This window comes from Arthrobacter sp. B6 (genome assembly GCF_001663775.1).
Lineage (GTDB): Bacteria > Actinomycetota > Actinomycetes > Actinomycetales > Micrococcaceae > Arthrobacter.
This window is the reverse complement of sequence record NZ_KV467168.1, coordinates 846,838-860,332: the sequence shown is the minus strand read 5'-3', so window position 1 is coordinate 860,332 and position 13,495 is coordinate 846,838. Positions and strand designations below refer to the sequence as shown.

Genomic DNA, 13,495 nt, shown 5'->3' with positions numbered 1-13,495 from the left:
ACGCGGTCCTGCCGGCCACGTCCAGTTAGGGCCTGCGGCGGCCGCGCTATCAGACCTGCAGCTCCCACACGACCGTGACGCTCGTGCCAACGCTCGCGTGGCCTGCTTCCACGCTGATGGCTTCGGTGGCAGCGGCCCGTTGGATCCGGGCCAGCGGAACGGGCCCGGGCGCATCGGCATGCTCGGCAACGGACAGCACTGCGCCAAGCCGGGCGGACGCCAGGGACGCAAACTGTTCCGCAGCGGCAACGGCATCCTGCCACGCTGCTGCCCGGGCTTGGGCCGCAACCGCCGACTCATCAGAGAATCCCAGTTCCAGGCCATTAAGCCGTACATCGTTGCCGCCGGCACCGACCACTGCGGCAACAACTGGGGAGGCAGCGGCTACGTCACGAAGGCGCACGGTAAGCACGCTCGACGCCACGTACCCGGCTACGCGCTGGCCCTCCCCGTCGCGCCAGATGAGCTCCGGCCGGACGTTGAGTCCGGATGTCCGGATGTCGGCGTCGCCGACGCCATGCTGCCTGAGCACGGCGGAGACAGCGCCGGACGCTGTTCCTGCATCACCGTAAGCGGCGCCCACGCTGTCCCTCCGGCATTCGACTCCCACGGAAATAGTCAGCAGGTCAGGCGGAGCCTCGGCCGAGCCTGTTCCCGTCACGGTGATGGTCCTGGCGTTCTCGGCTGCCATGGTCAAACCTCGATTCCACCGGCGTCGCGGGGAGCCGGCCTGGGTATCCTGATGTCAACGTAACCGCCGGCTTCCAGCCCGGCAAGCCGTTCGAAGAAGTTCGCTGATGCCGGATCACCGGTCCGGAGCAGCGACCATCCGGCGGCCAGAAAATACAGTGGAAGAAAGGGCAGCCCCAGGCAGCAGGCGTATTGGCTGCAATGCTTCTCCTCATGGCCAAGGAGCGCCGTGTTGGACGCGAGCTGTTCAGCGGAGGTGCGGCAGACGATGACATTCCCCATCGCGAAAGCGCCCGCGCGAGGCAGGTGCCAGCGATAACCGGCCGCTATGACCAGACCGCGTGGGCCGCTGCTGACCACGGTTCCCGCAGCCCGGGCAAGCGCCAGGCCCAGCAGGGTGGTGCCGTTGGCCAGGTTGGCGAGCTGCCGTGCCCGCTGCCCCGGCGTCAACGGCCGTGCTGATGCCCGGCGCTGCCGCTGTGTCATGAGGCCATGGTAGCCGGAGCCTTCAATTAGACTGGAGGACAGTGGCCGCCGGCAGAACTCCAACCGGTAATGTTCAGCGGCCCTGACCTGGTTACTGAGTGCATTCATCCCGCATGGATCCACAAGGTGGCCTGCCAGTGACGGATGCACTGCCGGGAAACCGTGCGGGGCTGCCCTGGTCATTGAGGAAATACGTCAGCCCCGACTCGTAGCTAAGAACAGTAGATGACTGAAACTTTGCCGGGCGCCGCCATCCCGAACCCTACGGATGAAGCCGCCATCACTGCCGCTGTAGACCAGGCCATCGCCGCCATTGCCGGCGCTGGCACCCTCGACGAACTCAAGGCGGTGAGGCTGGCACACACGGGCGAGAAGTCACCGCTCAGCCTGGCCAACCGGGAAATCGGTGGCCTGCCGAAGGACCAGAAAGCCGTAGCCGGCAAGCTGATGGGCTCATCGCGGGGCAGGGTTAACAAGGCGCTCGCGGACCGCACCGCGGAGTTGGAAGCGGAAAATGACGCCCGGATCCTGCTGGAAGAGACAGTGGATGTCACCGCCGCGCCGCGCCGCCGTCGGGCCGGAGCCCGCCACCCCCTGTCCACGCTGCAGGACCGCGTGGCGGATATCTTTGTGGGCATGGGCTGGGAAATCGCCGAAGGCCCCGAGGTGGAATCCGAGTGGTTCAACTTCGACGCACTGAACTTCAAGCCTGACCACCCGGCCCGCGAAATGCAGGACACGTTCTTTGTGGAGCCCCCCGAAGCCCACCTGCTGATGCGCACCCACACCTCGCCGGTGCAGGTCCGTTCCATGTTGGAACGGGAGGTCCCCATCTATGTGCTCTGCCCGGGCAAGGTGTTCCGCACCGATGAGCTCGACGCCACCCACACCCCGGTGTTCCACCAGTTCGAGGGCCTGGCCATCGACAGGAAGCTCAGCATGGCTGACCTTCGCGGAACGCTGGAGCACTTCGCCCGGCAGATGTTCGGCGACGAGGCCCAGATCCGGCTGCGCCCCAACTACTTCCCGTTCACCGAGCCGTCCGCCGAGCTGGATATCTGGCACCCTGGCGCCAAAGGCGGCCCCCGCTGGATCGAATGGGGTGGCTGCGGCATGGTCAACCCCAACGTGCTCCGCGCTGCGGGCATCGACCCGGACATCTATTCAGGTTTTGCCTTCGGAATGGGCATCGAGCGCACCCTCATGTTCCGCAACGAGGTGGGCGACATGCGCGACATGATCGAAGGCGATGTACGTTTCAGCGAGCACTTCGGGATGGAGATCTAACAGTGCGTATCCCACTTTCCTGGCTGCGTGAATTTGCAGCAGTACCGGCCGGAGCAACGGCCGAAGACGTCATGGCCGAACTGGTCAAGGTCGGTTTTGAAGAAGAAGAAGTCCACCGCCCCACGGACGCCCTGCAGGGGCCGATTGTGGTGGGCCAGGTCCTGAGCATCGTCAAGGAACCCCAGACTAATGGCAAGACCATCAACTGGTGCCAGGTCCGGGTGGTCCCCGAGGGCCAGGCCCAGACCCTGACCGGGGACGGCATCGATCCGTCCGGCGTGCAGGGCATCATCTGCGGCGCCCACAACTTCGTGGAGGGCGACAAGGTGGTGGTCACGCTGCCGGGCGCCGTACTGCCTGGCAATTTCCACATCTCGGCCCGAAAAACCTACGGCCACCTGTCCGCCGGCATGATCGCTTCCGTCCGTGAACTGGGCATCGGCGAGGACCACGACGGCATCCTGGTCCTGTCCCGGATCGGACTGGATCCCGAAATCGGCGCGGACGCGATGGACCTGCTGGGCCTCTACGACGAGGCAGCCGAGATCAACGTGACCCCGGACCGCGGCTACGCCTTCTCCATCCGCGGTGTGGCCCGTGAATACGCCCACGCCACCGGAACGTCCTTCACGGACCCGGCCGCCAAGGTCCAGGCGCCGGCCGAACTCTCCGGCGGCTACGGCGTCAAGCTCAACGACGACGCGCCCATCTACGGCAAGCCCGGCTGCGACCGCTTTGTGGCCCGCACCGTGCGCGGCGTTGACGCCACCAGGCCGACCCCTCCCTGGATGACCTCCCGCCTGCGCCTGGCCGGCATCCGGTCGATCTCCCTGCCGGTGGATATCTCCAACTACGTCATGCTTGAGCTCGGCCAGCCCACGCACTGCTACGACCTGGACAAGCTGTCCGGCGACATCGTGGTCCGCCGTGCCGTGGCGGGGGAGAAGATCACCACCCTGGACGACAAGGAGCGCACGCTCGACGTCGAGGACCTCCTCATCACCGACGGTTCCGGCGCGATCGGCATCGCCGGCGTGATGGGCGGCGCCGCCACCGAGGTGAGCGACTCGACGTCGAACGTCCTGGTTGAAGCGGCGCACTTCGACGAAGTGTCCATTTCCCGTTCCCGCCGCCGCCACAAGCTGCCGTCCGAGGCCTCCAAGCGGTTCGAACGCGGCGTCGACTGGCAGGTTGCGGGCATCGCCGCCCAGCGTGTTGTTGACCTGCTGGTGGAACTGGCAGGCGGCGCCGCCGACGAAGCCGGGACCGACGTCGGGACCGCACCGGATGCGGTGACCATCGCGTTGCCCGCAGCCTTCGCCGCCCAGCGGATCGGCATCGATTTCACCGAAGAGCAGATCACCACGTCGCTGGTGGATCTCGGCGCGGTGGTGGAAAAGGCCGACGGCGGCTGGACGGTGACGGCCCCCAGCTGGCGCAACGACCTCGAAACCAAGGAGGACCTCTCCGAGGAGATCGCCCGCCTGGTGGGTTACGACAACATCCCCGCCACCCTCCCGGTAGCCCCTCCGGGACGTGGCCTGACCCGCGTGCAGCAGCAGCGCCGTCGGCTCATCCAGGCCCTGGCGGACGCCGGGCTGACCGAAGTCCTGGCCTACCCGTTTGTCTCCAAGGCAGCCAACGACACGTTCGGCGTGGCGGAGCAGGGCGCTGCCCGGAGCGCGGTCAAGCTGGCCAACCCCATCAGCGAGGAACACGGCTACCTGCGGACCTCCATCCTCCCCGGGCTCATCGAGGTGGCCAAGCGCAACCACTCCCGCGGTTTCCGCGATCTGGCGATCTTTGAATCAGGGCTGGTGTTCCTGCCGGGCGGCACCACGGGAACTGCCTCCATCCCGCCGCTGGGCGCCAAGCCCTCCGACGAGGTACTCGATGCACTGTACGACGGCGTGCCGGACCAGCCGCTGTACGTCGCCGCCGTCCTGACCGGCCATGATTCCCCGGCCGCCGCCGGCCACACGCCCCGCATGTGGGACTGGTCGGATGCGCTGGACATCGCCCGGCTTGCCGGCGACGTCCTGGGTGTGGAGATCGTGGTCAGCCAGGGTGCGCACCAGGCGTTCCACCCGGGCCGGGCCGCGCAGCTTTCGCTGCGGACCGGCGAGGTAGTGGGTTACGCCGGCGAGCTGCACCCGAAGCTCCTTGCCGCGCAGGACATGCCTGCCCGTTCGGTGGCGCTGGAGTTCAACGCCGACACCCTGTTTGAAGCGGCCGCCGACGTCATTGTGGCCCGCCACATCTCCACGTTCCCGGTGGCCACCCAGGACGTTGCCCTCGTGGTGCCGCGGGACATTCCGGCGGACCACGTCCTCGAGGCGCTCCGCGAGGGCGCCGGTGAACTGCTGGAGGACGTCGCGCTGTTCGATGTTTACGTCGGAAAGGGCATCGAAGAAGGCAAGAAGTCACTGGCCTTCGGGCTGCGTTTCCGGGCAACGGACCGTACGCTGACTGCGGACGAGGCATCGGCTGCCCGCGAAGCCGCCGTGGCCCTGGCCGCGGAGCGCTTTGGTGCCGTACAGCGCTAGCTGACTGACGTGGAGTCCGGACTTGTCCTGCAGGCCGTGGATCTGCATGGCCGCGCGGCGGACGGTCCGGACTCCGACGCACTGCTGCTCGAACCGGTGGAGGCTGCCCGCGCGGCGGCCATGGAGCCCGGTGTGCGGGCGCGTTTTGTCGCGGGGAGGGCTGCCCTGCGGCGCTTTGCCGGGGAACTGCTGGAATTGCCGCCGGGGGAGCTCCGGGTCTCCTTTGCCTGTCCGGTTTGTGGCTCAGGGCCGGACCTCGCCCATGGCCGGCCGGCGTACACCCGCTGGGGTGAGCCGGTGCCGCTGCTGCTCAGCATGGCGCGGACGCACCATTGGATCCTGCTCGCGGGGCTGCCGGCACCTGGCGAAGGGATGCGGCTAGGAGTCGATGCCGAGGATCCTTCCCGACTGGACTTTGACGGGTTCGACGCCGTTGCGCTCAGCCCGGACGAACGGCGCGCCGTCGGGAGGCTGTCTGGGCCGGGGCTGCTCCGCGAACGGGCCCGGCTCTGGACCCGCAAGGAGGCCTGGCTCAAAATGACCGGCGAAGGACTGCGGGCGGACCCGCGCACCGTCGAAGTCCTTGGCAGATCCGGAATCGCGGACCTCGACCCGGCGGATACAGGGCTCCCCGACAGTCTTGTGGCCGCCGTCGCCCTCGGTTAGCCGGGGCGTACGGCCAGCCGGCAGCGTGCTGTCAGCTCCCTGCGTACCGGCCCCTCAACGGCAGGGGCGGCAGGGCCTCCTCAAACAGCCACGGGTGCAGCAGCGCCTCTGAATCCAGGCCCGCCACCCGGTCTGCCATCATGATGAACTCCGCGGTGGACACCGAGCCGTGTTGATGGGTCCTGGTCCATTCCTGCAGCAGCGTAAAGAACGCCAGGTCACCGCACCGCAGCCGCAAGGCGTGCAGTGCGAGGGCACCCCGTTTGTAGACGCGGTCATCAAACATCAGTTCCGGTCCGGGATCCCCAACCACCAGGTCCTGGCCTGAGGCGGAGAGCCTGGCCCAGGCGGCGGCCGCCCGGTCGTTGGCGGTCATTAGCCCGGCGGCTTCGGACCAGATCCACTCCGCGTAGCAGGCGAAGCCCTCGTGGAGCCAGATGTCGCTCCACCCGCCGGCAGTCAGGGAATTGCCGAACCACTGGTGTGACAGCTCGTGCGCGATCAGCCGCTGGGAATCCCAGTCCTGGCTCAGGTGGTTCCGTCCCAGGATGGACAGCGTCTGGGCCTCCAGCGGGATCTCCAGCACATCGTCGGCCACCACCACCGTGTACTCGGGGAACGGGTAGGGCCCAAAACAGCTGACAAACGTGCGCATCATCTCCGGCTGCAGGCGCAGTCCCTGCAGGGCTGTGCCGGCCAGGCCGGGCGGAACAGCCGCCGATTGCAGCACCCCGCCCGGGGTGTCCCCAGGATCAAGGATCAGGGATTCGTACCGGCCAATCTGGACTGTGGCCAGATAGGTGGCCATCGGTTCTTCCTGCTCATAGGTCCACGTTTCCCGGCTGGCCCTGATGCTGTGTCCCACCAGCCGGCCGTTGCTGACAGCACGGTAATTGGCATCGGTGGTGATGGTGATCCGGTAGCTTGCCTTGTTCCAGGGGTGGTCGTTGCAGGGAAACCAGGACGGGGCGCCGTTGGGCTGGCCGGCCACCAGCACGCCGTCGGTCAGCTCTTCCCAGCCCACTTCGCCCCACAGCCCGCGGCGCGGCGACGGGTTGCCTTCGTAGCGGACATCCAGCGTGAAGTCATCTCCCGGGGCGAGGTCGGCGTCGAGATGCACTACCAGCTGTTCGGCGCGCTGCACAAAGCGCCGGACGCGGCGCCCGTTGTACTGCACCTTGCTGGCCCGGAGGCCCACCAGGTCCAGGACGACGGCAGATGCCGGGCGCGCCGCCGTGGCATGGAGGACTGCCCTGCCGTTGAGCCGGTTGGCGGACAGCCGGTAGTCCAGATCGAGTTCATACCGTGAAACGCTGTAGGCGCTGGTGCCATGGCCCGGAAGATACCGGTCGGACCGCAGTCCGGTTGCAGCCGCTCCCACGGCGGCTCCGGAGCTTGCTGGTTCTGGAAGACTCATGGGTCGGGGCCTCAATTACAAACGGTGGCGGACAGTCGGGTGCTTACTTCAGGCGGGGGGTGGGAACATCGGGGCCCTGCCACGGACTGACCGGATTGCCCATCCAGTAGGTCCCCGCGGGAACGGTCTCCCCGCGCATCACCAGCGACGCCGGACCCACCGTTCCGCCGTTGCCGATCCGTGCCTGCGGGAGGATGACACCGTGCGGGCCCATAGTGGCTCCCTCTTCGAGCGTAACAGTGTCAATGCTCATGATCCGGTCGTGGAACAGGTGCGTCTGGACCACGCAGCCGCGGTTGACCGTGGAGTTGGCGCCCAGGTTCACCAGGTCCGCTTCCGGCAGCCAGTAGCTCTCGCACCAGGTTCCGGAGCCTATCCTGGCGCCCAGTCCGCGGAGCCACCACACCAGTGCCGGTGTCCCGCTCGCTGCGCGGGCGAACCACGGCGCGCTGACCATTTCGATGAAGGTGTCCACCACTTCATTGCGCCAGATAAAGGAGCTCCACAACGGATGTTCGCCTGCGCGGATCCGGCCCACCAGCAGCCATTTGGCCACGACGGCACTGCCGGCCGCCAAGGCGCCTGCCAGCAGCATGACAAACCCGCCCAGTGCCGCAGCAACGCCGTAGCCCACGGTGCCCGCCAGCCAATCGAATGCCAGCAGCACGCCCGCGGCGAGGGCCACCGTCAGGATCACGGGCACAAAACGGCACACCTCCCAGAGAGCACGCGCGACTTTCAGCCGAAGCGGGGGCTGGAACGTCAGGGTCGTGTCCGAGGCGATGGCTGTGCGGCGGAGCCTCACGGGAGGGCTGCCCAGCCACGATGTTCCGGATTTTGCCTTCGACGGGGTCGCGGACAGCACGGCCACGAGGGAGTTCTTGGGGACGTTCCTGCCGGCGGCCGTCATTCCGGAATTCCCCAGGAATGAACGCTTGCCGATTTTGGCGGGAGCAATCTTCAGCCAGCCGCCGCCGAGTTCGTAGGACGCCACCATGGTGTCGTCGGCCAGGAATGCGCCTTCACCGACTGTGGTCATCTTGGGCAGGAGCAGCACGGTTGACGCCTCCACGTTCTTGCCGATGCGGGCTCCGAGCAGGCGCAGCCAGACGGGGGTGAAGAGACTGGCGTAGATGGGGAAGAGGAGTTCCCTGGCCAGGTCCAGGACGCGTTCAGTGGCCCAGACCTGCCAGCCGATCCGGCTCCGCACCCGGTAGTAGCCTTCCTTCAGGCCGGTCCCCAGCAAGCGGGTGGCGCCCAGGACCAGCAGGAGGTTGGCGGTGAACCAGGCCACTGCGGCCAGCGGCAGGGACATGAGGAGCTGAGGCCACGCCGCGGCCAGGGAACTGCTGCCCTGGACAAAGAGGAACACTATCCCGGCAGCGGCGGCCGCGGACACGTAGGGGATCATGGCAAGCAGGGCGGAGGCTGAGGCGAAGGCCGCGAACCACAGGCGTCCCATCAACCGGCTGCTGGGCGGAGTTTCGGGCCAGTCGTTTTTGGCCTTCCCGCGGCGGCGGGCCGGCGAGCCTGCCACGACCTGTCCGGCTTTGACCTTGCCCAGTACCGCCGAACCGGCCTCGACCTGGCCGCCCGCGCCAATGCTGGCGCCCGGCATCAGCGTGCTGCGTGCGCCCACGGTCGCCCCGGCGCCCACGTGGACTGCCCCGATCCGGACATGGTCGCCGTCGATCCACCAGCCGGACAGGTCCACTTCGGGCTCGATGTTCGCTCCGCTGCCCAAGGACAGCAGGCCGGTAACGGGCGGCAGGGAATGCAGGTGCACATTCGTGCCGATCTTCGCTCCGAGGGCCCTTGCGTAGTACGGCACCCACGGTGCACTGGCCAGGCTCACCGCACCGGCCAAGTCCTGGATTTGTTCGGCCAGCCAGAGCCTGAGGTGGACCTTCCCCGAGCGCGGATAGGTGCCCGGGCCAACGTTGCGGAGCAGGAACCGGGCGGCCGCGATGGAGAGGCCCATCCGGCCAAGGGGACTGACGAAGACCAGCCAGGAGGCCCCGACCCACCACCAGGACACCGTGGGCGCGGCCGCAAAGCCGGCCAGGCCGGCGAGGAGGTTGTTTCCAGCCATCAGGTAGGTCAGCCAGCGCATGCCCACCAGGATGTGCAGGGGAACCCCCATCAGCGTCTGGAAGACCTGGGACTTACGGGCCGTCGGCCGGACAAGGCGTTCCTTGGCAGGGCCTGCATCGACGCCGTCCGGAAGGGATTGCCGGGCTGTGTCGATCAACGCGCCGATCCGCGGTGTGGCGTAGATGTCGGCGACCGTGACGGTGGGGTAGCGAAGGCGGAGGGCGGAGACAAGCTGGGCGGCGGCGAGCGACCCGCCGCCGTGGGCGAAGAAGTCGGCGTCCAGGGTTGCTGCCGGACTGCCGAGCACGGCACTCCATTGTTCGACGATCCAGGCGGCGTCGTCGGGCAGGTTCAACGGAGCGCTGTCGGTTTCGGCCGCGCCGGATCCGGCAAGGGGCCAGGGCAGGGCATGCCGGTCCACTTTTCCGCTGGTTTTGGTCGGCAGCGACGTGACCACGGTCAACAGTGGGATCAGCGCGGCGGGGAGGCTGGCTGCCAGCAGTTCGCGCAAGGCAGCCAAGTCGGGCCCATCGCCTCCTGCTGGCACAAGGTACCCCACCAGGACCTGGTTCCCGGCCGCCGTCGTCTGCACAGCAGCTGCTGCGCCCGCAACGCCAGGCAGGGCCTGCAGAGCGGCATCGATTTCTCCGAGCTCGATCCGCCGGCCTCCCAGTTTCACCTGTTCGTCGGCGCGGCCCATGAAGACCAGTCCGGCGGCTTCGTAGCGGACGAGGTCGCCGGACCGGTAGGCGCGCTGCCAGCCCAAGGCAGGCATCGGAGCATATTTTTCCGCGTCCTTGGCCGGATCCAGGTAGCGCGCCAGCCCCACCCCGCCAATGATGAGCTCCCCGACGGCGCCCTCCGCCACCGGGACACCGTCGCCGTTCACCACGGCAAGGTCCCAGCCGTCCAGCGGCAAGCCGATCCGGACCGGCCCCGATCCCCCCAGTTCCGCCGCGCACGCCACCACCGTGGCCTCAGTGGGCCCGTAGGTGTTCCAGACTTCGCGGCCCTTCACCGCCAGCCGCTCCGCAAGCTCCGGCGGGCATGCCTCGCCGCCGAAAATAAGAAGCCGCACGTTCTCCAGCGCTTCAGCGGGCCAGAGTGCCGCAAGCGTAGGAACAGTGGACACCACGGTGATGCCGTGGCTGATGAGCCAGGGGCCGAGGTCCATGCCGGTGCGGACCAGGGCACGGGGCGCGGGGACCAGGCATGCGCCGTGCCGCCACGCGAGCCACATCTCTTCGCACGAGGCGTCAAAGGCCACGGACAGCCCTGCAAGCACCCTGTCCTGAGGACCGATCGGTTCAGCGGCGAGGAAGATCCGTGCCTCGGCGTCGACGAAGGCCGCCGCCGACCGATGCCGCACGGCCACCCCTTTCGGGGTTCCGGTGGAGCCTGACGTGAAGATGACCCAGGCATCGTCGTCGGGCGTTGCAGGCCGTGCCGCCGGGAACGGGACTGCCCGTTCCTCGGTCACGGCCAGGCCCTCGCCTGTGACCACGGCGGCGACTTTGGCTTCGCCGAAGACCAGCCGGGCCCGTTCTTCCGGGTCGTCGGCGTCCACGGGGACATACGCCGCGCCGATGAGCAGGATCGCCAGGATCCAGACGTACAGCCCGTTTGTTCCGGACGGGATCCGAACGCCGATCCTGTCGCCGGCTCCGAGCCCTGCCAGGTGAAGTTCCCGGCCGGCGGAGCGCACGGCCGCCATCAGCTGCGCATAGCTCAGCGATTGGCGGCCGTCGTCCAGTGCGGACGCGTCGGGATGGCGCTTTGCGGTTTCCTGCAGGATGTCCACCAGCGTCCGTACCGGGGGCGCTGCACCTGATCCGGGCAGTTGGGGCTGATATTCGGCAAGGCCGTCCGGCGCAAGGCCGCTGAGTTGTAGCTCGGTCACTCCTGCAGTGTCCACTGGGAAGGTGAACGGAAGATGACGCCGTTTGCCCGGCGTCCACCTTCCATTCGCCAAAAGTTTCCGGAACAGGGTCAGGGGACCAACAGGACCTTGCCTGTGGTCCTCCGGCCCTCGAGGTCCTCGTGCGATTGCCTGGCGTCGGCCAGCGGATATGTGGCACCGATCCGGACTTTGAGGTGCCCGCTTTCTGCGGCAGCGAAGATCTCCCCGGACCGCCAGCGGCGCTCCTGTTCGTTGAGCAGGAAGTGGCCAAGGGACGGCCGGGTCAGCGTCAGTGACCCGCCGGCGTTAAGGCGCTGCGGATCCACCGGGGGAACGGCACCCGAGGCGGCTCCGAACAAAACGAGGGAGCCGCGCGTGCGCAGGCAGGACAGGGACCCGTCAAAGGTGTTGCGGCCGACGCCGTCATACACCACGTCCACGCCTTTGCCGCTGGTGAGTTCGCGGACATGGTGGGGAAAGCCCTCGTACCGCAGCACATGGTCTGCCCCGGCCTCCCGGGCAAGTTCTTCCTTGGCATCCGAGGAGACCGTGGTAATGACGCGGGCGCCCCTTTCCTTCAGCAGCTGGGTCAGCAGCAGGCCGACGCCGCCGGCACCGGCGTGCGTGAGCACGGTGTGGCCCGGTTCGACCCTGAAGGAGGAATTGATGAGGTAGTGGGCGGTCATGCCCTGCAGGGGCAGGGCAGCGGCCGTCAGGTCGTCGACGCCGTCGGGCACCGGGAGGGCCTTGGCCGCATCGAGCACCGCGTAGCCGGCGTAGCACTTGGTGCCCTCTGCCGTGGCCACCCTGGTGCCTACTGTGAAGTTCTCGACGCCGTCGCCGACCTCCTCGACCGTTCCAGCGGCTTCGGAGCCGGGCGTGAAGGGAAATGGCACCTGGTACATGCCCCCGCGCTGGTACGTTTCGATGAAGTTGACGCCTGCAGCCGCCACCTTGATGAGCAGCTGGCCGGGGCCGGGCTCGGGCCGCTCGGCCTCTGCCAGTTGCAGTACTTCGGGTCCTCCGGGCTCGCGGGCAACGATTGCGTGCGTCATGTATCTCCTTCCCGGGGCCGGGATCTCCTCGCCCCGGATCCTGCAACCATCCTAGGGAAACCGGCGTGAACGACGAAGTGGGGGCCGCTTAACGGCGAAGTGACGGCCGGTGAGGGCCGTCACTTCGGGTTAAACATGGGGGCCAGGTGTGCCCGGTGGAGCTGCTCAGTAACGGCGGGCGACTGTTGCCATGGGGCACTCGAAGTGGCGCCCGGCGGAAAGTCCAACGTCGTTGAGGTAGCGGACAATGATGCCGTAGGACTGCAGCAGCGTGGTCTCGGTGTACGGAACCTGGTGCTTGCGGCAGTACTCCCGGACGATCTTGGCGGCCTTGTCCAGCTGGGGCCGTGCCATGTCGGGGAAAAGGTGGTGCTCGGCCTGGCGGTTCAGGCCACCGAGCAGGATGTCCATGAACCGGCCGCCGGAGATGTTCCGCGACGTCAGGACCTGACGGCTGAAGAAGTCAACGCGGCTGCTTGCCGGGATGACGGGCATGCCCTTGTGGTTGGGCGCAAATGACGCGCCCATGTAGAAGCCGAACACGGCGAGCTGCACGCCGATGAAGGCGAAGGCCATTCCCAGCGGCAGGAACGAGAAGGCCAGGACCGGCAGGACGCTGAGCCGGGCCAGCAAAATGGGAAGCTCCACCCAGCGGTGGGTCACTTGGGCCCTGCGGAAGACGAATTTTACCGAATCGATCTGGAGGCCGAGGCCCACCAGGAACAGCAGCGGAAAGAAGAACCACCCCTGCTTGCGGGTCAGGAACGAAAGCCTGCCCTGCCTGGTGGCTGCGGCTTCGTGGTGGAACGCGATCGCGCCGGTGGCAATGTCCGGATCCTTGGAAATGACGTTGGGATGGTTGTGGTGGGCGCCGTGCTTCTGCTCCCACCAGGAATAGCTCATGCCCGCCACTGAGGTGGCCAGTATCCGGGCGGTCCAGTCGTTGGCGCGGCGGGAGGCGAAGATCTGGCGGTGTCCGGCCTCGTGGGCCAGGAAGCTCAGCTGGGTACAGATGATGCCGACTGCTGCGGCGATGAGGAGCTGGAACCAGCTGTCGCCGATCAGCGCGAAACCGAACCAGGCGGCGGTCATCAGGAGCACCAGGGTGGAGAAAACTGTGATGTAGAAACCCACGCGGCGTTCCAGCAGGCCCGCGGACTTGACGCTCTTAAGCAGTTCCGAATAGCTCAGGACAACTGCGTTGGGCTGCCGGACGCGCGATTGTGGGCGCGCCGACGTTGAGAGGGTGGTGGTCATGGAGCCGGGGCCTCGTAACTGTTACGGGCAAAGCTGCAGTCGACGTTCGCAACTGCGCGGTAGAGATCACCCTCCCCCCAGCATACGCCCGGGTGTC

At 67.4% G+C, this 13,495-nt stretch carries 9 protein-coding genes; 3 read left to right on the top strand and 6 right to left on the bottom strand.

The annotated features are described in order from the left end of the window. Positions 1-49: 49 nt before the first annotated feature. Together AU175_RS03625 and AU175_RS03620 are read right to left on the bottom strand one after the other, a co-directional pair. Positions 50-691: an SIMPL domain-containing protein gene (locus AU175_RS03625; RefSeq protein WP_066285927.1), complete on the bottom strand. Its 642-nt coding sequence runs from the start codon at positions 689-691 to the stop codon at positions 50-52. Positions 692-693: 2 nt separating this feature from the next. After that, positions 694-1,176 (bottom strand): hypothetical protein, encoded by a 483-nt coding sequence (locus AU175_RS03620; RefSeq protein ID WP_231938449.1) that lies wholly within the window; start codon positions 1,174-1,176, stop codon positions 694-696. A gap of 225 nt (positions 1,177-1,401) precedes the next feature. On the opposite strand from AU175_RS03620, the gene pheS reads away from it, so the two are divergent. Genes pheS through AU175_RS03605 form a run of 3 tightly spaced genes read left to right on the top strand, consistent with a single transcriptional unit; the run spans position 1,402 to position 5,675 of the window. Further along, positions 1,402-2,463: a phenylalanine--tRNA ligase subunit alpha gene (gene pheS / locus AU175_RS03615; protein WP_066285925.1), complete on the top strand. Its 1,062-nt coding sequence runs from the start codon at positions 1,402-1,404 to the stop codon at positions 2,461-2,463. A gap of 2 nt (positions 2,464-2,465) precedes the next feature. Then, entirely contained in the window at positions 2,466-5,009 is a 2,544-nt protein-coding gene (pheT, locus tag AU175_RS03610; RefSeq protein WP_066285922.1) for a phenylalanine--tRNA ligase subunit beta, read from the top strand. Positions 5,010-5,018: 9 nt separating this feature from the next. Beyond that, on the top strand, positions 5,019-5,675 hold the full coding sequence (locus AU175_RS03605; protein ID WP_066285920.1) for a 4'-phosphopantetheinyl transferase family protein: 657 nt from the start codon (positions 5,019-5,021) through the stop codon (positions 5,673-5,675). Positions 5,676-5,706: 31 nt separating this feature from the next. Here AU175_RS03605 and AU175_RS03600 read toward each other — a convergent pair whose 3' ends face one another. From AU175_RS03600 to AU175_RS03585, 4 genes are all read right to left on the bottom strand, one after another. Next, positions 5,707-7,092, bottom strand: coding sequence for a M1 family metallopeptidase (locus AU175_RS03600; protein WP_082978998.1), 1,386 nt, complete (start codon positions 7,090-7,092; stop codon positions 5,707-5,709). A gap of 43 nt (positions 7,093-7,135) precedes the next feature. Next, entirely contained in the window at positions 7,136-11,086 is a 3,951-nt protein-coding gene (locus AU175_RS03595; protein WP_066285914.1) for a Pls/PosA family non-ribosomal peptide synthetase, read from the bottom strand. An 89-nt stretch (positions 11,087-11,175) separates the two neighbouring features. After that, on the bottom strand, positions 11,176-12,141 hold the full coding sequence (locus AU175_RS03590) for a quinone oxidoreductase family protein (RefSeq protein WP_066285912.1): 966 nt from the start codon (positions 12,139-12,141) through the stop codon (positions 11,176-11,178). Positions 12,142-12,306: 165 nt separating this feature from the next. After that, entirely contained in the window at positions 12,307-13,398 is a 1,092-nt protein-coding gene (locus AU175_RS03585) for a fatty acid desaturase family protein (protein ID WP_066285910.1), read from the bottom strand. Positions 13,399-13,495 lie beyond the last annotated feature (97 nt).